The sequence below is a fragment of the Candidatus Thiodiazotropha sp. AKIB8 genome (assembly GCF_058244675.1).
Genome location: NZ_JBSYOO010000029.1, coordinates 381,123 through 405,869, shown reverse-complemented (window position 1 = coordinate 405,869; position 24,747 = coordinate 381,123). Strand labels below are relative to the sequence as shown.

Annotated in this window: 28 protein-coding genes; 21 read left to right on the top strand and 7 right to left on the bottom strand. The window is 36.1% G+C overall.

Translation table 11 applies throughout. The features are described from left to right. Positions 1–45 precede the first annotated feature (45 nt). The 3 genes from AC4IFB_RS08305 to sctU form a co-directional block, all read right to left on the bottom strand. Positions 46–1,095 carry a calcium-binding protein gene (locus AC4IFB_RS08305; RefSeq protein ID WP_490777235.1) on the bottom strand — a complete coding sequence of 350 codons (1,050 nt, stop codon included), beginning with the start codon at positions 1,093–1,095 and terminating at the stop codon, positions 46–48. 191 nt (positions 1,096–1,286) lie between these two features. Further along, the gene (locus tag AC4IFB_RS08300; RefSeq protein ID WP_490779919.1) at positions 1,287–1,580 is read right to left on the bottom strand and encodes a FliO/MopB family protein; all 294 of its coding nucleotides are present in this window, start codon (positions 1,578–1,580) and stop codon (positions 1,287–1,289) included. Positions 1,581–1,582: 2 nt separating this feature from the next. Then, positions 1,583–2,737 carry a type III secretion system export apparatus subunit SctU gene (gene sctU / locus AC4IFB_RS08295; protein ID WP_490777237.1) on the bottom strand — a complete coding sequence of 385 codons (1,155 nt, stop codon included), beginning with the start codon at positions 2,735–2,737 and terminating at the stop codon, positions 1,583–1,585. Positions 2,738–3,349: 612 nt separating this feature from the next. Between sctU and AC4IFB_RS08290 the strand changes: the two genes are divergently transcribed. The 19 genes from AC4IFB_RS08290 to sctT all read left to right on the top strand — a co-directional run bounded on the left by AC4IFB_RS08290 (position 3,350) and on the right by sctT (position 19,470). Continuing rightward, positions 3,350–4,081, top strand: a complete 732-nt coding sequence (locus AC4IFB_RS08290; RefSeq protein WP_490777238.1) for a lytic transglycosylase domain-containing protein — start codon at positions 3,350–3,352, stop codon at positions 4,079–4,081. 22 nt (positions 4,082–4,103) lie between these two features. Beyond that, the gene (locus AC4IFB_RS08285; RefSeq protein ID WP_490779918.1) at positions 4,104–6,074 is read left to right on the top strand and encodes an FHIPEP family type III secretion protein; all 1,971 of its coding nucleotides are present in this window, start codon (positions 4,104–4,106) and stop codon (positions 6,072–6,074) included. Between the two features lie 22 nt (positions 6,075–6,096). Further along, positions 6,097–7,932 (top strand): type III secretion system outer membrane ring subunit SctC, encoded by a 1,836-nt coding sequence (sctC, locus tag AC4IFB_RS08280; RefSeq protein ID WP_490777240.1) that lies wholly within the window; start codon positions 6,097–6,099, stop codon positions 7,930–7,932. A gap of 48 nt (positions 7,933–7,980) precedes the next feature. Further along, entirely contained in the window at positions 7,981–9,075 is a 1,095-nt protein-coding gene (locus AC4IFB_RS08275; RefSeq protein ID WP_490779917.1) for a SctD/MshK family protein, read from the top strand. 56 nt (positions 9,076–9,131) lie between these two features. Beyond that, positions 9,132–9,425, top strand: a complete 294-nt coding sequence (locus AC4IFB_RS08270) for a hypothetical protein (RefSeq protein WP_490777242.1) — start codon at positions 9,132–9,134, stop codon at positions 9,423–9,425. Positions 9,426–9,436: 11 nt separating this feature from the next. After that, on the top strand, positions 9,437–9,841 hold the full coding sequence (locus AC4IFB_RS08265; protein ID WP_490777243.1) for a hypothetical protein: 405 nt from the start codon (positions 9,437–9,439) through the stop codon (positions 9,839–9,841). 2 nt (positions 9,842–9,843) lie between these two features. Continuing rightward, on the top strand, positions 9,844–10,602 hold the full coding sequence (gene sctJ / locus AC4IFB_RS08260; RefSeq protein WP_490777244.1) for a type III secretion system inner membrane ring lipoprotein SctJ: 759 nt from the start codon (positions 9,844–9,846) through the stop codon (positions 10,600–10,602). Positions 10,603–10,606: 4 nt separating this feature from the next. Beyond that, complete coding sequence (locus AC4IFB_RS08255; RefSeq protein ID WP_490777245.1) at positions 10,607–11,146, top strand: hypothetical protein; 540 nt, start codon at positions 10,607–10,609, stop codon at positions 11,144–11,146. Continuing rightward, a complete protein-coding gene (locus tag AC4IFB_RS08250) occupies positions 11,143–11,775 on the top strand; it encodes a FliH/SctL family protein (RefSeq protein WP_490779916.1) in 633 nt (210 codons plus the stop codon). The genes AC4IFB_RS08255 and AC4IFB_RS08250 overlap by 4 nt, the downstream gene beginning before the upstream one ends. 19 nt (positions 11,776–11,794) lie before the next feature. Continuing rightward, a complete protein-coding gene (locus AC4IFB_RS08245; RefSeq protein ID WP_490779915.1) occupies positions 11,795–13,129 on the top strand; it encodes a FliI/YscN family ATPase in 1,335 nt (444 codons plus the stop codon). Between the two features lie 71 nt (positions 13,130–13,200). Beyond that, entirely contained in the window at positions 13,201–13,599 is a 399-nt protein-coding gene (locus tag AC4IFB_RS08240; protein ID WP_490777248.1) for a hypothetical protein, read from the top strand. Next, entirely contained in the window at positions 13,599–14,222 is a 624-nt protein-coding gene (locus AC4IFB_RS08235; RefSeq protein ID WP_490779914.1) for a hypothetical protein, read from the top strand. Before AC4IFB_RS08240 ends, AC4IFB_RS08235 begins: the two co-directional genes overlap by 1 nt. Positions 14,223–14,252: 30 nt before the next feature. After that, complete coding sequence (locus AC4IFB_RS08230) at positions 14,253–15,089, top strand: hypothetical protein (RefSeq protein WP_490779913.1); 837 nt, start codon at positions 14,253–14,255, stop codon at positions 15,087–15,089. Positions 15,090–15,202: 113 nt separating this feature from the next. Beyond that, the gene (locus AC4IFB_RS08225; protein ID WP_490779912.1) at positions 15,203–16,168 is read left to right on the top strand and encodes a sensor histidine kinase; all 966 of its coding nucleotides are present in this window, start codon (positions 15,203–15,205) and stop codon (positions 16,166–16,168) included. A gap of 10 nt (positions 16,169–16,178) precedes the next feature. Next, positions 16,179–16,799, top strand: a complete 621-nt coding sequence (locus AC4IFB_RS08220) for a response regulator transcription factor (RefSeq protein WP_490779911.1) — start codon at positions 16,179–16,181, stop codon at positions 16,797–16,799. Between the two features lie 20 nt (positions 16,800–16,819). Further along, the gene (locus AC4IFB_RS08215) at positions 16,820–17,719 is read left to right on the top strand and encodes a hypothetical protein (RefSeq protein ID WP_490779910.1); all 900 of its coding nucleotides are present in this window, start codon (positions 16,820–16,822) and stop codon (positions 17,717–17,719) included. A gap of 4 nt (positions 17,720–17,723) precedes the next feature. Then, positions 17,724–18,383 (top strand): type III secretion system export apparatus subunit SctR, encoded by a 660-nt coding sequence (gene sctR, locus AC4IFB_RS08210; protein WP_490777254.1) that lies wholly within the window; start codon positions 17,724–17,726, stop codon positions 18,381–18,383. 5 nt (positions 18,384–18,388) lie between these two features. Continuing rightward, positions 18,389–18,658: a type III secretion system export apparatus subunit SctS gene (sctS, locus tag AC4IFB_RS08205; protein WP_490777255.1), complete on the top strand. Its 270-nt coding sequence runs from the start codon at positions 18,389–18,391 to the stop codon at positions 18,656–18,658. Between the two features lie 11 nt (positions 18,659–18,669). After that, a complete protein-coding gene (gene sctT / locus AC4IFB_RS08200) occupies positions 18,670–19,470 on the top strand; it encodes a type III secretion system export apparatus subunit SctT (protein WP_490777256.1) in 801 nt (266 codons plus the stop codon). A 46-nt stretch (positions 19,471–19,516) separates the two neighbouring features. On the opposite strand, the gene AC4IFB_RS08195 is transcribed toward sctT, so the two are convergent. The 3 genes from AC4IFB_RS08195 to AC4IFB_RS08185 form a co-directional block, all read right to left on the bottom strand. Next, positions 19,517–20,113, bottom strand: coding sequence for a hypothetical protein (locus AC4IFB_RS08195; protein WP_490777257.1), 597 nt, complete (start codon positions 20,111–20,113; stop codon positions 19,517–19,519). A gap of 93 nt (positions 20,114–20,206) precedes the next feature. Then, positions 20,207–20,437: a hypothetical protein gene (locus AC4IFB_RS08190; protein WP_490777258.1), complete on the bottom strand. Its 231-nt coding sequence runs from the start codon at positions 20,435–20,437 to the stop codon at positions 20,207–20,209. A gap of 295 nt (positions 20,438–20,732) precedes the next feature. After that, positions 20,733–21,266: a DUF2058 domain-containing protein gene (locus AC4IFB_RS08185; RefSeq protein ID WP_490777259.1), complete on the bottom strand. Its 534-nt coding sequence runs from the start codon at positions 21,264–21,266 to the stop codon at positions 20,733–20,735. 451 nt (positions 21,267–21,717) lie between these two features. On the opposite strand from AC4IFB_RS08185, the gene fae reads away from it, so the two are divergent. Further along, complete coding sequence (fae, locus tag AC4IFB_RS08180) at positions 21,718–22,266, top strand: formaldehyde-activating enzyme (RefSeq protein ID WP_490779909.1); 549 nt, start codon at positions 21,718–21,720, stop codon at positions 22,264–22,266. A gap of 241 nt (positions 22,267–22,507) precedes the next feature. Then, the gene (locus tag AC4IFB_RS08175; protein ID WP_490779908.1) at positions 22,508–23,539 is read left to right on the top strand and encodes a helix-turn-helix domain-containing protein; all 1,032 of its coding nucleotides are present in this window, start codon (positions 22,508–22,510) and stop codon (positions 23,537–23,539) included. Between the two features lie 65 nt (positions 23,540–23,604). Here the strand turns inward: AC4IFB_RS08175 and AC4IFB_RS08170 are convergent, their stop codons facing one another. Then, complete coding sequence (locus tag AC4IFB_RS08170; RefSeq protein WP_490779907.1) at positions 23,605–24,417, bottom strand: CPBP family glutamic-type intramembrane protease; 813 nt, start codon at positions 24,415–24,417, stop codon at positions 23,605–23,607. Positions 24,418–24,747: the final 330 nt, after the last annotated feature.

Genomic DNA, 24,747 nt, shown 5'->3' with positions numbered 1-24,747 from the left:
GCGGATTAAAAAGGGTGGAGTCCGAAGACTCCTCCCAATACTGATTTATCTGGCAGAAATAAGATTCAGTGGAAACCCACCACCGCCAAGCAGGCTTGCTCCACCACCACCTAGTAGACTGGATAGATGGGATAGTGGGTTAAAGATACCACCCATATCCCCACCGATCTTATCGTTGCCTGGTCCACCAGAAATGTCATCGCAACCTCTACCACCTTTGATGTTGTCATCTCCGCAACCACCATAAATAGTATCGTTACCCCTGCCGCCGTTGATGCGATCATCTCCACGACCACCCCAAATGGTGTCATCTCCACGGCCGCCACGAATATTATCGTTGCCACAGCCGCCCGAGATCATATCATCACCTCTGCCTCCACTGATCCGGTCATTTCCCGCACCGCCCCAAATGGAATCATTACCTCTGCCGCCACGAATACAGTCATCACCAGCACCACCAACGAGTCTATCGTTGCCGCTACCTCCACTGATTCGGTCATTGCCTGCACCACCCCATACTGAATCATTGCCAGCACCACCACGAATACAGTCATCGCCAGCGCCGCCAACGAGTGTATCGTTGCCGCCACCTCCACTGATCCGGTCATTGCCTGCACCACCCCATACTGAGTCGTTGCCAGCACCACCACGAATGCAGTCATCACCGCTACCGCCAAGGATGGTATCGTCACCGTTACCGCCACTAATCTTATCGTTACCAGCACCACCATTGATGTAGTCGTTGCCGTTACCACCGATAAGGGTTTCATTACCTGAACCACCCTGAAGGGTGTCATTTCCATTACCACCTTCGATGGTGACATTATTTTTAGGCCCGCAAAGCTGCTGACCTGTCATCGTAATGCTGTCATTACCGTTTCCGCCACGGATGACAAGGTTTTGTGCTTCTTCTGCGCTGAAGTGATAATTGTCACCATTCACACACACATCGACCGATCCATCAAAGTTGGTATGGGCATTGATTTTGTCATTTCCATTCCCTGCATCAAGAACGGTTTGATTACAGTTGCTTGTAACCGTAGTGTCATTATTAGGGTTTGGGCATCCACACTGAGTGGCATTCATTGATGTCATTTTACTTTCTCCATGTAAAAAAACTTTTAAAACAATGATTAATTCTGATCTCAGAACAGAATTACTCACAAGTTATTCAACATGAATGAAGCGATGTTAGCTAGCTATGAATTACCCTAGCTAGGGTTTGTATATATACTAGACAACTGTTACCGTTTTCTAGCAATTAACAACTAGCTGACAGATGGGGTTTACTCTAGATCTGGCCCTGATTGGGATGAATCGGTAGCCTCTTGTTTTGGTAACTTATCCAATAAACTCATACCACCAGCAGTAATCCCCACCAAGTATTCACTGTCTCTATAGGAGAGCACAACTACTCTCTCACGAGAACCAACAGGAAGAGTGAGCATAAGATTGATTCTATTGCCATCACTTTGATTATTATGGAGGCTCTTTAAAGCCTTTATGAATAGCCATGCTAAAGCGATAACTACAATTAAGGCCATGAGTGTAAAAAGAAGATCTTGTGTATAACTTTCCATCTTTATGTAAATTTTTCATCCGGGTAGCGGGTTAAATCCTCACCAGGTGGATCTAATGACGTAGAGTTTTCATCAGCCTCTGAATCTTTTTTGATCTGCTCTCTTACCTGTTTCGCCCACAATATAACCTCAGCCATGACATCGAAGAGATCACTGGGAATAATATCTCCCTCATTGGTATCTGAATATAGTGCACGAGCTAATTCAACATTGCGTAATATCGGAACATGGGCTTCTTCTGCTGCTTCGCGCATAGCTTTTGCAACAAGATCCTCACCTTTGGCTGCTATGGTTGGGACTGGTGTTTTTTCTCTATCATAATCAAGTGCAATAGCTAAGTGTGTTGGATTGACCAGAATTACATTTGCAGACCTGGCTGCTTCTGATGCACTTTGCTGGGACCACTCTTGATGGGCTTGCCGCCGTTGTTGCTTGATCATGGGGTCACCTTCATTCTCTTTATGCTCCTGTTTGATATCCCTCATGCTCATGCGTAACTTCTTGATATATGAGTAGCGTTGGTAACCCGCATCAAGAATGGCAATAAAGGTAAAAATACCCACAGACCAAATTAAGAGACTCAAGAGCATGCCCCAGAATGTCGAACCAATGAACGATGCCATTCCTTGGGGTAGTTTTACAAGATCAGGTAACGATGCTTTGAGGATTAGCCAGCCTATTATAAATAGTAAGACAGTCTTAGCGATAGATTTAAACACCTCAACCAGATTATCCATGCTGAACATTTTCTTGAGTCCAGATGCTGGATTAAGATGATCCATATTTGGCTTTACTTTTTCAAAAGTTATGACAGGACCCGCCTGTAAAAACTCGACGAGTGTTCCGATTATTGCTGCTGGAATTATTAAGAGTGCAGTTAACTCCAATAGTGTGCTATATGACTCCATACCGATATGGTTGAGCCAATAGAAAAAATCATTTGACTGCCCGGCATTTTGGAGTGTAATAGAGACTAAAGAGGAGATGCGTTCAATAATATAGAAGAGACTGGCTCCTAGAAGTACTATCCAAAGTATCATAACGCCAGTGCTGGATATATCCTTACTTTTAGAGACATCCCCTTTCTTTCTTGCGTCCTTGAGCTTTTTCGGTGTGGGTTTTTCTGTCTTATCCCCACTATCATTCTTATCAGCCATACATGCTTCCGTTGCAATACTTATTTAATTTAAAGAATGAGAAGCTATCAGTGTATCCGATATATATATCAGGGTACAGATGAGATATGGTAAGAGTTACTTTCAGATTATAATTTTTATAAAGCACTATTTAAATAATGATATGACTCATATCACATAGTGATTTGGAATGGTTGGCAATAATTATTTAAATGCCATTTAAATTTAAAAATATAGACAAATACTTTCCTTACTTAATTGCGTCAATATTACGTCGTTCATAATAATTACTCAGTAATTGAGTGTTATGTGGGAATATTCTGATGTTTGTTGTGGTAAATTTCCGATGTAATTGACTTTCTATATGTGATTAAATTCTAGTTACAGATCTACTAATATCGTTATTATAGAAATGATAGTTGAAGTATAAGACTGTTATTTACAGTTATTATCTGTGAAAATAGATGTAAATCTGATAGACCACGGATTGGTGATAGCTGTGTGACATACTTCTCACTACAGAAATAATGAGTACGATATATGTCACGTTGTAGTAATGTTTAGTATTTAATATCACAAGCCATATCTTTATCAGGTTTTGTGAACAGGATGATAATGTTCAAAGGAAGGAATATGAGACATGATGTCTTAAAAGTTATTGCTATACTTCTTGCTGTAACTTCGATTAATAATGCTAATTGCTCCCCGCACCTATATAGATATGATATTGCTGACACAAGTCATAATGTAATATCTATTCCAGTCGGTTATCTGAAGTCTAGATACTTAGAATCATCACCTACAATTTCAAAACATTTAGATTTATATGATAAACAGGATGCTGAAAATTCCATAAAAGCGTCGAATATTACGAGCTTTGACATTAATAAATATAATGGGGATATTTCTAATATTACTTATGATTATAGAATAAAAAGAACTGTTCCTAATCATCAGTTTATTGAAGATATTTTTATAGTTTCCGAAGAATATAATATAGATCCACTTTTATTACATGCGATTGCAGAGATCGAATCTGCATATAACGCAAAAGCAGTCTCCAAAGCAGGTGCTCAAGGGCTTATGCAGGTGATGCCTGATACGGCTCGTAGATTTGGAATGCAGAACCCTAATCAAGAATTATTTAATCCCATTAGTAACCTAAGAGTAAGTTCTAATTACATTAGGTCATTACATAAGCTATTTGGCAATAATATTCCTTTAATACTTGCTGCATATAATGCAGGAGAAAATGCAGTAATCAAATATGGATACAACATACCACCATATAAAGAGACTCAAAATTACGTTGAAAAAGTGATGAAGCGCTATCTCGAAATGAAAGAGAAGTCTTACCAGTTATGAATACTGAAATTTCGAGCAATATATGAGCATACAAGAATATCTACAATCAGAAAAAGATATTGATGGGGGCATATTCTCAAGCATCAGTGATCTTGTTCTAGCGGTAGGGATTGTAGCCATCATAGCTTTGATGGTATTACCACTTCCACTAATAGTACTAGACTCATTAGTTGCAATAAATATTGTAGTTGGGTTGTTACTAGTATTGATGGGAGTGTATATAACATCACCGTTGCAGTTTTCTGTATTTCCGAGTGTTCTGCTCATTAGTACTTTATATCGACTTGCACTTTCTGTCGCTACAACAAGAATGATACTCCTGCATGGTGATGCTGGTCATATAATCGATACATTCGGCAATATGGTTGCTGGTGGCAATATAGTTGTTGGGTTGGTTGTATTCTTAATTATCACACTTGTACAATTTATAGTTATTGCAAAAGGTGCGGAAAGAGTAGCTGAGGTGGCTGCGAGATTTACACTGGATGCGATGCCAGGTAAACAACTGTCTATAGATTCAGATTTGCGATCTGGATTGCTAGATAAAGACGAAGCTAAGCGGAAGCGTAGAGAAATTGAGCTAGAAAGCAAATTGCATGGCAGCATGGATGGCGCTATGAAGTTTGTAAAGGGTGATGCAATAGCAGGTATAGTAATTATTATTATTAATCTAATTGGTGGTTTGGCGATAGGTGTATTGCAGTTAGATATGGAAATGGGTGCTGCAATGTCTAAATATTCAATACTAACTGTTGGCGACGGAATGGTTGCACAGATTCCTGCATTACTCGGAGCAATGTCAGCCGGTTTAATCGTCACGCGAGCTACTGATGAACAGTCAGATCGTCATCTCGGTGATTCAATTCAAAAGCAGTTAACTGCTATTCCTCGTGTATCACTGGTGGCTGGTGGGTTGTGTATATTACTAGCCTTTGTGCCAGGCTTTCCAAGTGGTGTTTTTGTAGTCATTGGCTTGGTTTTACTGGTTTCTGGCGCATTACTTGTACCTTTTTGGAAATCAAAAATAGAGAAAGTAACTAAACCAACGTTTGAAGTTATTTTAAGCGGAAAAGAATCAACAAAAATTGGTGAGAAAGAAGTTAACCCTTTATATGAAGTAAAGCCAGCTGTACCACTACTTTTACAACTGCCAAAAGAGATGTCAGGTAAAGATGAATGTAAATATCTAATAAATAATATAGAAAGTGTTGTTAATGATTATCAGGTAGATATTGGAGTTCTTCTACCAAAAGTAAATATACATTGGTATGGAGATATAGAGTCAGGTTGGAAGTTGCTTGCTTATGAAGTTCCTATAACAAAAAATAATATAGATACACCTGAAGCGATCGAAATGATACCTGAAAAGATACATTACGCACTTCGTAGAAATATAACTCTTTTTCTTGGTCTACAGGAAACGAGTACCATGTTGACTCAATTGACAGCAGAAATACCGGACATAATAAAAGAAGTACTACGTATTGTACCTATGCAGTCTCTGGCAACAATTCTACGTAATTTACTCGAAGAAGAGATTCCCATACGAAACTTACGTGGTATTCTCGAGGCTTTGATCGAGACGGGGCAACACGAAAAAGATATTAACAATTTAACAGAATATTCAAGAATTGCATTGAGAAGACAGATCACATATCGATATGCACCAAATAGTGTATTACATTCAGTAATACTTAGCCCTGAGCTAGAAGAGAAACTATTACAGGCTATACGTGTTACATCAGGCGTTGTACAAATGTCATTACAACCGCAAGAAGCAGAGAAAATAGTTAATAGTATTGTTACATCAATTAATAAACATAATCCTGTAGCATTAGTTACGTCGGTACAAATACGTCGTCATGTCAGGAAAATGATTGAAAATATCTCATTTGATACACCAGTACTTTCTCACAATGAGTTATTACCCTCTATCAAAATAGAGATCATGGATACTGTTAGCGTGCCCGATATGCTACTGGAAGCGGTTTAACAAATAATAACGGAATATATAAGTGATTTACTTTAAAAAAAATTGGTTCAGGTATTATGCATTTGTCAATTTATTGCTTATTTCAGGTCTTTGCTTTTCAGCAAATACACCTAATATTGATAAAAATATAACAATCATTGCTAGAGAACAACCCATTGAATCATTTCTTAGGGAGTTGTTTGGACAGTTATCTGTACCTGTTGTTATAGATGAATCTGTTAGGGGTATGGTGAACGGTAGTTTTGAAAACATTTCTGCTGAACAGATATTTAGCGATTTATCCAAGTCATTTGGACTTGTGAAGTATTATGATGGTGCTGTTTTATACATATATACGTCTAACAATATTACCAGAAGAATAATTCCAGCTAATAATTCTATCTCGAAGAGAATAGTGAATGCCGCAAATAGTCTTGAGTTAACTGATCAAAAAAATAGTATTCGTAAAGCAGTAGAGGGTGGTTTAGTAGTTACAGGAACGAGACGTTTTATCGAACAGATAGATGAACTTGTATACGCAGCAGAAATAGGACTAAAAGATTATGAACCACCGGTAGGTTTTAAAGTATTTTATCTTAAATATGCTTGGGCTCAAGATGTATCAATGACTTTCGCAGGTAAGCAGGTTGTTATACCTGGCGTAGCAACAATATTAAAACAACTTCTTGAAGAATCTCCTCAGATGATCATAACAGGGGGTTCACATGAGAATCTCATCAAGCCAACTACCCCTGGGCTACGTGGACAAGGTCTAAATAGTATAGGCAAGTCAGAACGGGTAGGTATTCCGGATACATCAGAAATCATAGAAGTTAATTCACGACAACAGGCATATCAACAGAATGTTTCCACAGTGTCTGGCATGGTTGGTGTTAATCAATCAAATGTAAGGATACAGGCAGATCCAAGACTTAATGCGATTATTATAAGAGATTCTCCAGATCGTATGTCACGATATAAAAACCTAATAGAGTCTCTCGATATTGAACCTCAAATGCTAGAAATAGAGGCGACGATTATCGATATAAACACAGATAAACTGAGGGAATTAGGTATCAATTGGCGTTGGCAAAATAATGATGATGAAGTTCTATTCGGTAATGGTAATGAAGATAGTGATACCGCTTTGAACACAACAGGACAAATAACACCTTTTGGTAAGGGTGGGTTTATATCATTTGTGCTCGGTGATAATGCTAAATTTATGGGTAGAATAAATGCGTTAGAATCAAATGGAGCAGCTAATGTTGTGTCGAGACCACATGTTCTGACACTATCAAATGTCGAAGCTATATTTGATACAAGTTCAACTTTCTACGTTAGAATTGCTGGTAGAGAAGAAGTTGATCTATTCAATATCTCTGTTGGTACCTCGCTAAGAGTTACACCTCATGTTTTTAAGGATAATGGGCAGGCAAAAATAAAATTACTTGTTACGATTGAAGATGGACAGCAAACAGACCAACAAGTAGATAAAATACCTGTTGTAAGCAGATCTGCAATAAATACACAAGCACTGATAAATGCAGGAGAGAGTGTATTAATTGGTGGGCTTGTTCGTGAGGTGACAAGTGAAAAAGTAGATAAAATACCATTACTTGGTGATATACCAATAATGGGAAATTTATTCAAAACAACAAATAATCAAAAATCACGCGTCGAACGAATGTTTTTAATATCACCAAAACTAGCAGTACATAAATTATCTGATAAACAAAAAAAGAAATTGTCAGATAATGACATTGATGTTGGTTTAGATGAGCATACGGAAATAAATAAAATTGATGAAAATGAGATAATGGAGGTTAGTAATAAACAAGGTTCAAAAGAATCATGGGAAGTATTACTTGATCTGTGATTAGTCTGTTTTATTCGTTAAATATCTAAAATTGAGTGATTGTTATTAATGCAAACAACTTCGAAAATAGAGATGATCGTTCTCACTGGCGAACAAGCAGGTGCTAGACGACTACTTGATAACAATACAACATTTACTATATCAGGAAATATGGATACTGATATGGTAATCAGGGATAATGCGATAGCTGATGAAAGACTTAATCTTATAACAAAAGACAATGAAGTATTTATTCAGGTATTGAATGGAAATATAGAAATCCAGGGTAGAAAAGTTACAAGCGGTAGCCTCGTTAAGGTACCTGAGTACGCGAAAGTTATAATAGGTGATACAACATTATCATATGGAAATAGAATAGATGCATCGTGGAAAGATATTGTTGAATATGTATCTAGTATGGAAAAGTCAACAATAAATAGTAGTAAGTTGGCAATAAATATAAAATCTAATTATATTCTATATTTATTTATAACATTAACAATTATAACAATGCTCATAACTTATCAGGTGCACTATTATAATATTGAGAGCAGTAAGTCCATAAAAATAACCAACGAAGAACACTTACTCAGCATTTTATCAGATAATGGATTTGAAGATTTAGCAGTAAGTGATAAAGAAGATAGACAACTTGTTTTGTCGGGGTTTCTTATGACAAATAAAGAAATGTCAAAAGTAGAAACGATAATAGATGAGATAAATTATCCTGTACTGATAGATATTTCTACTGGCGATCATCTTGCTGCAGAAGTAAGAGAACTATATCGTGTTAATGGCGTTGAAACTGATGTAAAGACTCTTAAGCCTGGGACTGCAATAGTTACGACAAAACATGATGATAGAGAGTTACTAGAAAAACTGAAGCATATTGCTCTAAGTGAGATACCAAGTTTAGTAGAATTAGATACAGAGTATATAGGAATTACTAATAAAAAAGAGACTGTTAATAATAGTACATATAATAATGAAGATGAAAAAAGAATAACCATGGTTGTAGATGGTTCACCTGCATATGTAATGACATATGACAAATCTAGATATTATGTAGGTGCACTTTTACCGACTGGACATAAAATTATATCTATTGTAGACAAGGAAGTACTACTGGAAAAGGAGGGACATCTAACGACACTAGAATTCTAAAATATATATAAATGGAATGATCTATAGACTAGTAAAATTTAATTGAGGATATAAAAATGGCAATAAACAATTTGTACAGTTCTATGAGTTCAACTGCTGCTAATAATCACGATACATCGGATGGTAGTTGGTTTGAAGCAATGGCTGATGCTTGGGGTAAGGCACTAGATAACCAGGCCACAAAAATAGAAACATTATCGACAGAAATTGGTGATGAAGGTCAGGAAATGCCTTCGCAAATAACAAGATTAACTGCAGAATCATTAAAAATGACATTTTTATCTAATAGTTCTCATACTGCTCTGAGTAGCTTAGGTAGCTCACTTGAAACTATGGCTAGAAAACAGTAGAGATAAAAATAATGGATAATTCATATATATCAGCAATAAATGCTGTTGGACCATCATATCTAAAGTCATCATCAAATCATGTTGAAATAGGCTACGGTGCCTCTCTAAATGATATTTCTAATTTTGAAAATAGTATGAAGAGCGTAAAAACAGAACATTTAGAGGCTACAAGAAGTGAAGGTCCATCAGTAACTGAAAAAGCAGTTACTAAACCACTAGACTTTATCAATAAAGAAGCTGAAGCTATCGCTAACTACGCAAAGTCTGCTATCGAAAGTGGAAATGAATTGACTCCAAGTGAGATCGTAATGTTAACGGCTCGCAGTCATGAATTTATGTTTCATTGTCAATTGACCTCAAACATAGCAAATAGAACTTCTGATGGTCTACAACAACTCTTTAGACAACAGAGTTAAGTATGTTAAAGAATATTATTCTTGTGATTTTAATAGTTTTAGGAATAACTGCATGTTCTGAAGAGTCATTATATTCAGGATTAACCGAAAGAGAAGCTAACGAAATTATTGCTTTACTGTCTAATGCAGGAATATATTCTTCTAAAAACAAGAATAATGATGAACGTTATACTGTATCAACTTCTCGTGATAACTTTTCTAATGCAATCGAACTTCTCAAGACTAACGGTTATCCTAAAAACAGATTCGAAAGTTTGGGTGAGGTATTTAAAAAAGAGGGTTTTGTATCTTCACCACTTGAAGAACGAGCTCGTCTAAATTATGCCCAGTCGCAGGAATTATCGAGAACTATAGAGAGTATAGATGGAGTTATATTAGCTCGTGTTCATCTTGCTATACCTAAATCTAATCAACTGGAGTCAAAAGTAAAACCTTCATCTGCTTCAGTATTTATAAAACATAGAAGAGGAGTAGATTTAACAGATAGAGAGTCCCAAATCAAAGCATTGCTTGTAAATAGTATCGAGGGATTACCCTATGAAAATGTTACGGTTGCAATGTTTACATCAAACCCAATTCCTGTAGGAGTAAAAAGAAAGGATAACAACATCAGTAGTATATTCTCACTCAACAATGCAGAGTTAGACTATATGCTTGTAATATTGAGCATACTAGTATTTGTACTATTTACATTGACAGTTTTGTTGTGGATCAAGAATAAAAAACAATCATCTCATTTAAGAATAACTAACTCTGAATAGTAAAATGAATAGTGAAATAGATCATGTAAGACAATATAGGTCGACATTAAATAGTATCGCAGATTATATACTAACGAATGAAAAATCTGTTGTTGAGTTTGGTAATTCTCTAGAGTGGAACGACCTTGAAAATATACCAACCTGGCTTCTGTGGGATAAAAATAATATTGATCATCTGGTTATGACTGCTGGAACGATATTTTTACTTCCATCGATCAGAATTTGGATAGATTCAAAAAAAATACGAGAAGTCAGTGATTTAATTGGTAATGATGTATTTAAATTTATAATGAATAATACTCATGTAAATAACCAACGTATCTCTTCACTAAATATTACAAATGTTTCTGAAAACATTAAGTCTGCAGGTGCATCTGTTTTATTATCGTGTTACAGCATAAGATTAAGACCCTGGTTGTCTCATTCCTTACCTAAAACGAAGGGTAAACTTAATTCAATATTAGCGCAGGAAATATTAAAACATACATTGTTTGTTCTAGAAAATACGAAAAATAAAACCCAACTAGATAAAGAAATACAATGAATTATCTAGTTATTATAAATAGTGATGCCATAACATGCGCAACAAACAATTATTTGTTATCAGATAAAGAGGTTATTCGGCTAGATTCTATTAACGATGTAGTAGAGACAATAAATACATTAAAAGCACAAAAAGAAGAACAAATTAATATATCAATTAAAAATGGCTATAAAAATGGATTTAATCAAGGATTAGTTAATGCGCGGAATGAATTAAATACTCAGTTTATAGAGTATCTTAAGGATTTGACTGAGAATTATTTTGTCAACACAACTGAAACTGATAGTGAAATAATTAATATGGCTTGTGAAGTAACAAGAAAGATCGCTGATGAAATCGATTCTGCTGAAATATTACCCAGTCTTGCGATTACAGCACTAAAAAAACTAAAACAACATAAAAGAATAGAGTTAAAAGTACGACCAGAATATGTAGAGATATTAAGATCAAAAATTAGTAGTTTAGAAACAAATGAAGTCAATAACTATTCATCTTTGGAAATAGTCGCTGATGAATCATTGGATACTTTGGACTGTATAATTAAAACAGATGCAGGTGTAACAGTAGCAAGCTTTAATGACCAACTAAATCTATTAAAAGAAAATATAATAAACGAAATGAGAGAATAGATATTATAGAAGTAATATTATGGTTGAGATTGAAACAAAAAAACGACGATTTAAGTCAGTAATCAATAACATCGATACTCTACATCGAAAAGGTAGAGTAGTAGAGGCATATGGGACATCAATTAAAGTCTGTGGAATCAATGCACGCATTGGTCAGCAATGCGTGATTAGTGATAAATCTAATAATAATAGAATATATGCTGATGTCGTCGGTATTACTGGGGATAATGCAATACTTCTACCACTAAGTAATTTACATGGGATTGCACAAGATTCTATAGTAACTGTTGTAAAAGAAAAATCATCTATAAAATATTCAGATAAATTAATTGGAAGAATATTAGACGGTATGGGAGAACCTATGGATGATTTACCTCTTCCGACAGAAATGCAGGAAGTGCCACTCTATAGAGAGGCACCTTCTCCTTTAAAACGCAATCCAATAAACAAGCCATTGAATACAGGTGTACGTTCTATAGATGCGATATTGACGTTAGGTGTGGGACAAAGAACGGGTATATTTGCACCGGCTGGAGGAGGAAAGTCAACACTTTTGTCTATGATAGCAAGACATGCAGTAGCAGATGTCATTGTCATTGCATTAATAGGTGAAAGGGGTAGAGAAGTTGGTGAGTTTATAGATCACACTTTAACTAAAGAGGGTTTAAAACGATCAGTTTTAATTGTCTCCACATCTGACAGGCCAGCAATGGAGAGACTAAGAGCAGCTTATACTGCAACTGCCATTGCAGAGGGCTTTCGCGAAAGTGGTAAAAATGTATTGTTACTTATGGATTCAGTCACTCGATTTGCTAGAGCACTGAGAGAAATCGGATTATCGATCGGTGAACCACCAGTCAGAAGGGGATTTCCATCATCCGTATTTGCAGAATTACCTAAATTATTTGAAAGGTCAGGTAACGATAATAGAGGAACAATGACCGCATTTTACACAGTCTTAGTAGAAGACGAAGAGAGTAATGATCCAATTGCAGAGGAAGTTCGATCATTACTTGATGGACATATAGTACTGACACGTAAATTAGCACAAGAAAATCACTATCCTGCTATAGATATTTTAAAAAGTACAAGTCGACTTATCAACCAAATAACAAATTCAAAACATAGAAGTTATATATCTAAATTGAGATCGCTTCTATCAAAATATTATGAAATAGAGTTTCTTGTACAAGTAGGAGAATATGAGGAAGGTAGTGATGATCTTGCTGATGAGGCAATTAAAAAAATTAATTATATACTCGATTTTTTGAAGCAGGATTGTGATACACATTATGAGCTAGATAAAGTAATTACAGAATTAAGTAATATAGCAACTGAAGAACAGGCCTCCTAATGGATGTTGAATTACTCAAAAAACTGACCAGGTTACAAAAGATAAGAGTTAGGGTACAGGAAAAATTGCTAATGATTGAAAAAAAAGCATATTCTGATGCCTGTCACAATTTATCAGAAAGAAATAAAAGTATAACAACTATTCATAATGAAAAAGACACTTTAAAAAAATACTGTAATGAAAAGTATGTATCAGAGTCACCAACTCACAGAGAACGGGTACATGTAAGAAACTTTTGGCTGAATTATGATTTAGAGATGCATGAATATTATCATGAACAGGAAGTCACAACTAAAACCGAATCTGAACATAAATATAGTGAACGAAAAAAAACATGGAACAAAGAAAAACAAAAAAATATTTTACTAAATAATAATCTGAAAAGTACTCTTTCTACGAGATCTTCAGTCATGGAAAATAAAGAAGATGAGTATTCACAGGAAGACATTATGCGGCAAGGAGACAACTAATGACAACTATAGAGAACAGTGGTGTAAAAATATCAAAATCTTACCAAAAAGATAATGCAAGTCAATATGATAAGCTATTCAATATTATATTGGATAATTGTAAAAATAAAAATAGTAGTAATAGTGAAGATGAAACTGAATATGGTTTGTGTGAAACTAAACCTAATCATATCTTAAATATTGAGAAAATCATGAGTTTTCATTCAGAAAGCGAAGAAAGTGATGGGAATTATTTTGAAATAAACAATCTAAACCTATATGCAAATAACTCTAGCCAAATACCTGAATACATAAGTCATATTGATTCGGTTCATATTAACGTTAATAATATTGAAGATCTTACGAAAAACTTCGATAGAATACTATGTAATATTAACAATACAACTATGAAAACTTGGATATTTACTCTAACAGAGAGTATTCATAACCAAAATATAGATTTCACATTACAAAAAGTATCAGATGTTGATCTAATACTTTCTTGTAGCATAAATCAAAATCAGATAAAAACTTATTTAAATGAATTAAATGATAGACTCTCAAAAAAAGGATGGATTATAGGGAACAGTGAACAGTCTAATAATTATTCAATTAAAGCAATAAAAAAGGAAAATAATACTTAAATATAAAATACTAATAGCCAGTATAAGATTATGTCAGTTATCTCTAATTCTATAAACTTTTCTCATGTAGGAAACATGATATCTGATTCTCTTCAAAATCATATAGAGCATACAGTACCTAATAGTATAAAAAATATAGCAAGATCGAATTCAACTCAAACTACAAGCAATTATAAAAATATAAATAATTTACAAAGTCTTGTAAATATAAGTACTAATAGTAAATACACAAATTGTGTTTCAAAACTTAATTTATCCTCATGCCACCTCGATAAACTCAATATTCAATATTCAACATTGAACAAAACACGAAGGTCAAATGTTAATATTAAATCTAAGTTGAAAAAAGATAATGATCGAGAAATTAAGGAATCAGTAGAAGAAAACAATAGTGATACAAGTATTGATAATTTGTATGATTATCAAGTCAATATTATCACTAACATACACAAATATATGCAATCTAATGAGAATTGCAGTTCCTATATTATAATATTATTTTTCGAGTATATATATGGTACTGATCTTATCTGTAAACAATGCTTAACAGTAATACCGTTTTATAATGATAAGCCAATAAGATCAATATCAGATATTTCTATTGTTTCTAAAAAAGGAAATTTGGAAAAATACAATAATCCAACATTTCTTCATATAGGTGGTTATAAATATACTCTTGATTGGCTTAACATATCTTATGTAATGACACTTAGTAATAAGATTCCATTGCGTAAGATCAGCATTGACTATGGAGATACAGTTCTATATGGATTGTGCCTTGATTGGAATCTAGATAATGATAATTTGATTACTAATAATACTAATATAAAATTACATATACCAGGATTATCTAAGATATGGAAATGATACACACGCCTTCTTTATGTCAATTTAGTGATATATGTAAATACCATCACGACTTATCTTCTAATCACGATAATACAGTAATGTTCGACACCTTATCAGATAAAATAGTATGGATGTCAGAAAAATTTATTGGTGACTTTAATCATTTAAGTGTTGGGAGTAGTCTCTCTTCTACTTGCGATGCCATCACTAAATCTAAAGATCAATCATTAGAAATGTTAAACATAGTAAAAAAGTCTTTGTTAAAAAACATTAGACAAGAATATAGTTGTCATGAGTATGTCATTGAGATATTTATCATAGAAAAAAAGGTTGTGGTTTTGAGACTTAATAAAAACCAAAATAATTTACAAGCAAATACCAGGTATCTAGAAGATAGAGAAAAATTATTATTTACGTCACGTAGTATTACTGTAAGTGAAATGGCTTCTACACTTGCGCATGAAATAAATCAACCAATTGGTACGATAAACAATTTACTTTATGGGCTAAGAGCAAGACTCAACAATATAGAAAATATTGATCATGAAATAATAAATGCAATAGATAAATCAATCGAACAAACAAAATTTACGGCTGATATTATAACAAGAATAAGGGATTATACTCAAACCAGGCAACCTAAGTTATCTAATGTAAATATCAAGTTACTTATTGCAAAATGTATTTCACTCATGGATTGGGAAATGCGTAATACAAATGTGGAAATTAGTCACTATAATCATATTTGCGATGTCATAGTATATGGTGACGAACTGATGTTGCAACAAGTAATAGTTAATCTTATACGTAATGGTATGGATGCAAATATAGATAATAATAAAAAAAATAAAATTATAATCCACACAACTCTCGATAATAATAATATAAAAATATCTATCGAGGATAATGGAAAGGGTATGACTGATGAAGAAGCAAGTAATATTTTTATACCGTTTGCTTCAAATAAGTCTTCTGGTATGGGAATTGGCTTGAATATCTGCCGATCATTTATCGAACTACATAAGGGAAAGCTTTGGTTAACTAAAAACAATAATAGAGGGTGTACTTCTCATATCATGTTGCCTCTATTGGCATAGGATAGATAACATGAATCAACATTATGTATATATAGTAGATGATAACAAAGAATTTAGTGACTCAACTTCATGGGTCCTTGAAGGGGCTGGCTATACGGTTGTTAAATATAATGATCCCTATGAAGCTCTTCATAATTTAGAAAATGAAGTTAACAGATCAAATAGTTGTTGTTTGCTTGATATAAGAATGCCAAATATGAGTGGCCTAGAATTCCATGAAAAACTACTATCAAAAAACATCTTAATACCAATTATATATATGACTGGTCATGGAGATATACCTCTAGCAGTAGAAGCTATGTCAAAAGGCGCAGTCACATTTTTAGAAAAACCACTGGATTTTGATATGTTAAATACTGCCTTAGACTGTGCTTTTAGTACTAACTGTGATGAAAGTGATATTACAATCTCTCAAGATGTAGAGTACCAATCAAGATTAAGTAACTTAACAAAACGAGAAAGTGAAATATTAAATGAGATTGTTGCTGGAAAAATGAACAAGGTCATTGCTCTAGACTTAGGTATAAGTGTTAAGACAGTTGAGCTACATCGTTCTCGAGTAATGACTAAAATGCATGCAACTACTGCTGCAGAATTAGTGAAAATGGTCATAACAAAAAGTATAAACTAAATATTAACCTATTGATAACAATGACACTATCTAACTCACTCGATAATTCACGTTCTGATTACGAAGATATGTCTGTTTGTTCTGTGTCAGATTATATTACTGATAATATATTCTGGTTTCATACAGACAGTAAATATGGGAAGTTAATAATTGGTATATTTCGTAATAGTACATATGACCAATCTAACAACTTCTATAAGCATACAATTATAGAAATGGTTAAAACTATCAATCGTGAGGAAGAAATCATAAGATTAATAGAGGATTGGCTTGAGGTTGGTTTAAACCTTAGACCATTTACTAAACAAAACAATGAAGATAATTATATTACTTTAAAAGTAGATAAACAATATAGTGATAAAAGTCATGGTAAAATAATTTTTGCATTCTCTAACGAAATATTAAATTTACTTCCATATCCAGATGAGCTAGTTAAAAGAAATATTACAATTGAGACAAGTCTTACAAACGTTAGTCTCTCACTCTCTAGTAACACCTTAAGCACCAAGTGTGTAGAAGAACTTAAACCTGGTTATATTTTATTAGTACCAGAATCATTTTCCACAGAATGGTTAACAATAATAAATAAGAGTAATATACTACCAAATGATTTAAATTGTAAAATAGGTAATGATATAAGAACTCTATCTATTAATAATACTCAAACTAATACTATCAACAATAGAGATCAGGCTGATATCATTAAAAATGATAAATATTTAACTATTATTGTAGATAATGAGATTCAGTTACCATTAGATATGGTATTAGGATGGAAAAAGGAAGCAGATTATTTACTAAGCAAATCACTTACCAATTACAAAATAGATGTAAAGAATAACAGTAAACTTGTAGCCACAGGACATTTACTCAAAATTACTAGTGGTTATGGCGTATTTATAGACTCTAAATTAGAATAGTTATATGGATTTAACTCAATTTTCCCCTTCATCTGCACTTATAACGGTTGTCATCCTTGCATTAGCACCCTTTGTTGCTGTAATGATTACTTCGTTCACAAAAATAGTTGTTGTACTAAGCCTACTAAGAAATGCACTAGGTCTTCAACAAGTACCACCCAATCTAATTATTAATGGACTTGCACTTGTTTTGTCAATATATGTGATGTACCCAGTCACGAAACAGATACATGAACAAATATCTCAAATAGATAATCCACTTAAAGATACAAGTACAATTCTGGAAATTGTTAATAGTTCAAAAGAACCAATGAGGAAATTTTTATCGAAGCATTCAAACCTTAAAGAAAGAGAGTTTTTTCTTTCATCCATCAAACGTATGGTTAAAGATGAAGATAGAAATACCAATGAGTTACTGATAGATGATTTCATCGTATTGATACCTGCTTTCACTATAAGTGAACTAACTGCAGCATTTCAAATAGGCTTTCTTATATTCTTACCTTTTATTGTAATCGATTTGGTTATCGCAAATGTTCTCATGGCAATGGGTATGATGATGCTATCTCCTACAGTAATATCTTTACCATTTAAACTACTACTTTTTGTGCTGGTGGATGGGTGGGCAAAACTTGCTCATGGACTTGTAATTTCATACTTGTAATAGTCGTGTACGATCAAGAAATAATAAAAATTACACAGCAGGCATTATGGTTCGTTATTGTTTTAGCTGGACCGCCTGTTATAGTTGCTGCGCTTGTAGGAATATTTATAGCATTTATACAAGCTGCAACACAGCTTCAGGAACAGACTTTCCAATATGCAGCTAAATTCTTTGCTATCGTTATTACAATATTTGTCACAGCCTCTCTTGCTGGTAGCACTCTATATCATTTCACAGATCGTCTGTTTACAGACTTCCCTATACTGGTTAACTAAAAGTAAGAAGAATGGACGGCTTTGACATTCTTCAATATCTTTCAGAACATGCTTTAACAATAAGCTTAGCATCAACGCGTATAGCAATAATATTCTTTATATTACCTCTGTTTACTTCTGAACTGGTACCTGCATTAGTTAGAAATGCAATATTTTTATCATTAGCAATTATTACCATTATTATTCAACCATCGATTGAACTTGGTACACTCAATACATCAGCTTGGATCTTGCTATTTGTAAAGGAAGCAATTATAGGTATCTCTATTGGCGTTTTATTTGGTCTCTTTTTATGGGCATTTGAAACTGCAGGCCAGATAATAGATAACCAGATTGGCGCCTCAATTGCCCAAGTACAAGATCCACTGACAGGAGCGCAAACAACACTTATAGGTTCTTTTCTTGCACGATTGGCTAACTATATATTTGTAACATCTGGCGGTTTACTGCTTTTGAATAATATTATTTTTGAAAGCTATCATATTTGGCCGATTGAACATCAGTTACCAGATTTAGCTGAGGCGGGTATCTCAATACTTGGTTCAGAGTTTTACTACTACTTCAAATTAGCACTATTAATAGCCTCACCAATGCTTGTGGTTGTATTAATAATAGATAGTATGATGGGGCTTGTTAACAGATATGCGCAACAATTTAATGTTTTCTTTTTATCAATGTCTCTTAAAATGTTAGCTGCTATTGTTATGTTGTTCTTTACAATTACGTCTCTAATTCATCTATTAATATCAGAACTATATGACCATTCAGAAAAGATTCCAACAATCCTAAAAGGTTTATTCGGAGGAGGGTAGGCGATGGAAATTGAAAATATTAATTGTATTCTATAAGATTAGATTGTTAACGGTTCGTGTTGTATGTCAGATTAGATTGGATATTACTTAATCTACTTAAGCTGTTACCTTGTAAAGTGTCGAGAAAGCAACTCAACACTTCTTCGGATGATTTCTCAGCCATCCAGGCCTCAACAAAGCTACCAATAGCAATACGAGATTTTCTCGATAAAGAACCATCCAACGGATCCTCAATATCTGCAGACAATTTCGTACAATAAAGTTGTTTTGCTTTCGGATTGGATGAGATTAACTCAACCAGTTCTGTTGCTGCTTTATGAAAGCCTTGAACTGGAAGAGGAGTTCTACCAGATGGTTGAGCATACCATGTAAATATATACTCAATCGGCCCTAAACTTCTGGTTTGTCCAAATAAACTATTACCACTGTTTGATTCTGCACCCCATGCACTCATTCTTCCAGATGGAAGCCGACCAGTAAGTAAAGATTGTACAAGGGTTTCAGTAATTAGTTGTTTAGACTCTTGGTCACCATTTTTTCCAACTAAGCATAGAATTTTCAAAAATGCAGGATAGAGTTCATCACCAAGGCCTAAGCAAAGTTTTTCCATTAACCCAATACGTTGATCCAGGTCGTCCAACATATTACATCCACTGACCAAGCGCTGCGCTGCGCTCTGCCAATCTGGCTGATCGCTAAGTTGGAAATATGGCATTCGGATGAGGGTGTTGAGATTCTATGGTTTTGATATATTACCAATGCATGACAGGATGCTCTGACTCATCTGGTCAATAGTCGTACCACTATCAAAATGTGCTGATGCCGTTATTGTTTGTGAAGCGTCGGTGGCGTCATCAGTAAACCAATCTGCATTTTGAGAAGTTCCACTCGCACTCGCACTTGAACTACTGCTTAATTGAGATGCAGTAGCATTTGATAAGTTATTGATTTGGTTGATAGTGGACATAAATATCTCTCCATGAGTGTCACGGGTAATACTATTCTCTAATGTCACACTTTTAAATAGGTGATAACCCTAGCCAGCGGTTACAAAATGGCGTTTGATTAATTTCAATAAATATCTAAGGCATTGATAATACAGTAATAAATATCAGTTATAAATAACTAAGGTGGAGCATAGCCCCTCCCTGTACAGGTTATGGGGCAGGATGTTAATCCCATGGATCTCCTATTCAGATTGCTGTGAGAATAGAAATGAGCTGATCCAGGGTCGACTCACTCGCTACAAATGATTGTGGATTTTACCAGATTAAATCATCAGGCACCTGGAACTCCGCATAGGGGTCATCCTCAGATGCTGGTTGCTCGTCGGCCAGATCTATGACCAGACTGGGATTGCGTTGACGAATCTTTTCAGCGATATCTTGTGGAACCAATTCGAAAACACCATTGCAATTGACGATGACGAGTCTATTCGAAGTTATCATTTTGTGAGTCTCGGCAGAGACATACATCTGCTTGACTTTACCCTTATTATTGAAATAGAAGGGCTTGTCATCTTCACTGTTGCTGCGAGGGTGTCGATGATTGGCTACTAACTGCTTGATCTGTATAGCGATTTCCCTCTGTTTTCGTGCTTCTTCACGCCGAAGATTTAGTTCGCGGTCTTTCGCCGCTTTCTCAAGTTGTCTCTGCTGTTCTGCGGTTGGCGGGGCAGTCTCTTTTTTGCTTCGTTGCTGGCGTGTCTGTTTGCGAAGCGCTTTACTGGCTTTATTGGCCTTGTTTTTATCAATCAATCCGGCTTTTAGCAATTGATCTTGAAGTGTATTTCCCACGTTATCTAGCCTCGGTTCGGGATCTGTTTTTTCATTGCAGAGGAGGGCGCTCTTTAGTTTACGGAGCCTTAGAGCAAGCCATGGGTCGATACTTTTCAGCTTAAGGACACCTCTATTAATAGCTTATACCCTAACGAAAATTATACTTCTTTAAGAAACGGTTACCAATAGCTGCTGGGTGGGATAGGAGGTGGTTTTGTTATTATTTTAAGCAGCTTGGGTTTAGCATGCAGACATGCATGTCTACATCAAGCTATCAAAGCGCCGCTTTTAGGGTGGGCTACGGGTCTTGTGCTGGCAATTAAGATTTCTTGAGACCGGGCTTTTTCGTTCATACCAAGCATGGTATCTTTGCACACCTTCGATTGATCATCCCACTTGTTTGAACTCAGAAAAACTATAATTCCACATAAATATCATTTCTATCTTATTACCAATAGGAGATTTTCCAATGAGCGAAAGAATTATTATGCGTACCGGTGAAGCCCTTGTTGCAGGCGGGCCACCCTTCACAGCTGCCGAGCCTGAAGTCGTAATCGGTGAATTAGATGGACCATTTGGTACTGCTTTTGCCAACCTGATGGGAGATCAGGTCCAAGGTCACTCGCGCGTATTAGCACTGATGAATACTGATATGCAAGTTCGTCCAGCCACTTTGATGGTAAGTAAAGTGACTGTTAAAAAAACAGCCTATACCAATATTCTGATGGGGACGGTGCAAGGTGCTATTGCCAATGGGGTACTGGATGCTGTTCGGAACGGTACCATTCCCAAAGAAAAGGCAAACGACTTGGGCATTATTGTCTCAGTCTGGTTAAATCCAAGCATTATCACAGTTGAAGAGTTGGATCACGAAGAACTGTTTGGAATTCATCGGGAAGCGACCCGACGTGCGATTGAGAAGGCCATGAATAATGAGCCAAGCATCGACTATCTTCTGGAAAATCAGGATAAACTGGTGCATAAGTACTATCAAAAAGAGCTTGATGCTAAAAAATAGATTTCTTTAGCCATAGCTCTATATAGATGAGTGGTCTATTCACTATAATCAGTGGATAGACCTAGTGGGCTGCTCGCTAAATTCGGCAAGCCTCAGCCGCATCACAAGCGTGGCTCTGAGGGTTGCCGAATTTACCGAGCGGCCCACTAGCATCTAGTCTCAATCTCCATGTAATAGGGATATACTAACGGGGTTAAATAAATTGGGATCCCGATTTGTTCAATCAACACTGTTACCACCTATGACTACCCCTGATGAAAGTGACCGGCTTAAGAGGCTGGCAGAAGAAAACGAGCATCAGTCATGGGCCGATTTTGGCTCAATCAATCCTCAGAATCCCCTGTTAAGTCGCTATATTGCCGGTTACACCTATTCCATAGGCTGCTTGAGAGAGCAGGAATCAAAATTGATCACCCGCGCCTATCCCACGATTATGACTCAAATCTATTTTGAGTTTTATGGTGGTCTGAGCGAAATTCGTGGAGAGGCACATGGCTTTGGTTCGGAGGCTAAACCTGAGAGAGAGGCTGTTTCCTCTGGGAATGAGACAAAGCAAGGTGAAGGTGCAGTAATTGAGAAGCGCACCTATATCAAACAGGGCTTAGGTAGCTGGTTTGATATCTATCAGCTTGCGACCAAAGAACAAAGCCGTCCGATAAAAAATCTTAAAGTCGATCTATATCCTATGGCGTTGTATGAACTTTTCCAATGTGCACCAAAGGAGCTTGTTGATGAAGATCTACAGCTGTCCGATCTGCTAGGGCATACCCGAACAAGTTTGATGCTGGAAGAGATGGAAGCGGCCAACAGTGGAGAGGAGCTGGTGCGGATCGTTGAGCACTACTTTCTTCAGCAGCTTTGGCACCAGATCAAACAGCATCGACTGGAGCTCTGTAACCAAAATAGTTTGGGCGTACAGGCCATTAAACCGAAGGGCTTTACTCCGCCGCTTCCTAAAGTAGAGGAGACACTACCTGAGCAGGCGCAGCACCATCAAAAAAGCAATCGTTGGCTACAGAAACGTTATGCAGAAGTCTATGGCATGTCCTTTAAACAGATTCAAAGTAATCTGAGGTTTCAGCGTACTCATCAGCAATTATGGCAGACCCTGCTCAAGCGCCAGCCGATCAGCTTGACCGAGCTTGCTTATTATAGTGGCTATTTCGATCAGGCACATTTTATAAAGGAGTTTAAGCGCTACACAGGCATGACTCCTGGGCAGTATTTGAAAAGCAATCTTGATCAACAGAGCCAATATCTTTGGTATTGGTAGGGAAGGGGGTATCTGGGAACTGGCAACACTACTCCCCCACAAGTTTTGATCATTGCCCTCATTGGTTAGCCCTGACGACGAAACAGCGACCACTGATTCATAATAATCACAACTGCAAAGCCTATCAGAACAAAGGTCTGAATGCTCTTTGTTTGCTGAGTCATACTCAACATCTCCTGGGAGAGGTTGACGATAAAGTGAAATAGAATAGCTACCAGAATACTGCGCTGATTGATATGGCACACCCAACTGATAATAACGCCCATAACTGCCGTTCCCAGAAAAAAGTTCACTGCATACCAAGGGCTCAGCTGATAGATCTCATACTGATAGGAGTGATTCACCCAGAGTAGAGGAAGATGCCACAAAGACCAGATAATTCCAAAGATCATTGAAGCAGCCAGAAAACTCCGCCCCTTCTCCAGACTTTCAAAACCATACCCCCGCCATCCCAGCTCTTCAAAAACTGCAGCAACAAACAGAAGTAGTAGCACCGGCACAAATCCGCTATTGAAAGAGAAAGCTTCAGAGAGTTGAAACTGACCGATTGAGCCGCCAAACAGCAGTGAAATAGAGATAGAAAGTACGACAGATAGTGGCATTAAAACCAGGGATAGCAGAAATGCACCTGGTCGAATCGCACGAAAACTCAACAGGCGTTGCGTGAAATCCCGCTTCATCTCCGATACAGGTTGTAACCAGATAAATAACACTGCGACAATAGCTGGCATCATCAAACCGAGCAGCATGGGCAACATATAATAATCTAACCAATCGGGGCTGAAGCTCATGGTGCCCCCCACACCCCAACATAAAAAAGTACTGAAAAAAACCACCAGAAAGTAGTTTTTCCCTTTGTAGTTAAAGTTGTTAATCATTGTCTTTACCTTATGCAACTGGTTAGCCGCTGTGAACGGATTTACTCTCTATCTTCTTTCACTGCTGTTCCATTAACTTTCAATCTTCTCAGAACAACTTATAAAGCCCCTCTCCCTTTACGGGAGAGGGGTTGGGGAGAGGGTGTACGCGAAGCGTTTCATGTGGTTGAAAAATAAAATCGCATTGATCGTTCATATCTATCTTGCTGATTGTTGGGGAAAATAGGGTGTTCATTCTCCCCCTCTCCCCCGGCCCCTATCCCGCGAGGGGAGAGGGGAGTTTCTCTCCCCACCTATTTAAGATACTGATGATTTGTAAGTTTTTTCTAG

What these genes read in the sequence shown, in the direction of transcription:
- AC4IFB_RS08275 (WP_490779917.1), top strand. Translation starts at nt 7,981, where the DNA reads ATGCAAACAACTTCGAAAATAGAGATGATCGTTCTCACTGGCGAACAA.
- AC4IFB_RS08240 (WP_490777248.1), top strand. Translation starts at nt 13,201, where the DNA reads ATGATTGAAAAAAAAGCATATTCTGATGCCTGTCACAATTTATCAGAA.
- AC4IFB_RS08195 (WP_490777257.1), bottom strand. Translation starts at nt 20,113, where the DNA reads ATGTTGGACGACCTGGATCAACGTATTGGGTTAATGGAAAAACTTTGC.
- AC4IFB_RS08290 (WP_490777238.1), top strand. Translation starts at nt 3,350, where the DNA reads ATGAGACATGATGTCTTAAAAGTTATTGCTATACTTCTTGCTGTAACT.
- AC4IFB_RS08170 (WP_490779907.1), bottom strand. Translation starts at nt 24,417, where the DNA reads ATGATTAACAACTTTAACTACAAAGGGAAAAACTACTTTCTGGTGGTT.
- sctR (WP_490777254.1), top strand. Translation starts at nt 17,724, where the DNA reads ATGGATTTAACTCAATTTTCCCCTTCATCTGCACTTATAACGGTTGTC.
- AC4IFB_RS08225 (WP_490779912.1), top strand. Translation starts at nt 15,203, where the DNA reads ATGTCAGAAAAATTTATTGGTGACTTTAATCATTTAAGTGTTGGGAGT.
- AC4IFB_RS08220 (WP_490779911.1), top strand. Translation starts at nt 16,179, where the DNA reads ATGAATCAACATTATGTATATATAGTAGATGATAACAAAGAATTTAGT.
- AC4IFB_RS08235 (WP_490779914.1), top strand. Translation starts at nt 13,599, where the DNA reads ATGACAACTATAGAGAACAGTGGTGTAAAAATATCAAAATCTTACCAA.
- AC4IFB_RS08270 (WP_490777242.1), top strand. Translation starts at nt 9,132, where the DNA reads ATGGCAATAAACAATTTGTACAGTTCTATGAGTTCAACTGCTGCTAAT.
- AC4IFB_RS08285 (WP_490779918.1), top strand. Translation starts at nt 4,104, where the DNA reads ATGAGCATACAAGAATATCTACAATCAGAAAAAGATATTGATGGGGGC.
- AC4IFB_RS08300 (WP_490779919.1), bottom strand. Translation starts at nt 1,580, where the DNA reads ATGGAAAGTTATACACAAGATCTTCTTTTTACACTCATGGCCTTAATT.
- AC4IFB_RS08245 (WP_490779915.1), top strand. Translation starts at nt 11,795, where the DNA reads ATGGTTGAGATTGAAACAAAAAAACGACGATTTAAGTCAGTAATCAAT.
- AC4IFB_RS08215 (WP_490779910.1), top strand. Translation starts at nt 16,820, where the DNA reads ATGACACTATCTAACTCACTCGATAATTCACGTTCTGATTACGAAGAT.
- AC4IFB_RS08250 (WP_490779916.1), top strand. Translation starts at nt 11,143, where the DNA reads ATGAATTATCTAGTTATTATAAATAGTGATGCCATAACATGCGCAACA.
- AC4IFB_RS08255 (WP_490777245.1), top strand. Translation starts at nt 10,607, where the DNA reads ATGAATAGTGAAATAGATCATGTAAGACAATATAGGTCGACATTAAAT.
- AC4IFB_RS08175 (WP_490779908.1), top strand. Translation starts at nt 22,508, where the DNA reads ATGACTACCCCTGATGAAAGTGACCGGCTTAAGAGGCTGGCAGAAGAA.
- AC4IFB_RS08305 (WP_490777235.1), bottom strand. Translation starts at nt 1,095, where the DNA reads ATGACATCAATGAATGCCACTCAGTGTGGATGCCCAAACCCTAATAAT.
- sctJ (WP_490777244.1), top strand. Translation starts at nt 9,844, where the DNA reads ATGTTAAAGAATATTATTCTTGTGATTTTAATAGTTTTAGGAATAACT.
- fae (WP_490779909.1), top strand. Translation starts at nt 21,718, where the DNA reads ATGAGCGAAAGAATTATTATGCGTACCGGTGAAGCCCTTGTTGCAGGC.
- AC4IFB_RS08230 (WP_490779913.1), top strand. Translation starts at nt 14,253, where the DNA reads ATGTCAGTTATCTCTAATTCTATAAACTTTTCTCATGTAGGAAACATG.
- sctU (WP_490777237.1), bottom strand. Translation starts at nt 2,737, where the DNA reads ATGGCTGATAAGAATGATAGTGGGGATAAGACAGAAAAACCCACACCG.
- AC4IFB_RS08265 (WP_490777243.1), top strand. Translation starts at nt 9,437, where the DNA reads ATGGATAATTCATATATATCAGCAATAAATGCTGTTGGACCATCATAT.
- sctT (WP_490777256.1), top strand. Translation starts at nt 18,670, where the DNA reads ATGGACGGCTTTGACATTCTTCAATATCTTTCAGAACATGCTTTAACA.
- AC4IFB_RS08190 (WP_490777258.1), bottom strand. Translation starts at nt 20,437, where the DNA reads ATGTCCACTATCAACCAAATCAATAACTTATCAAATGCTACTGCATCT.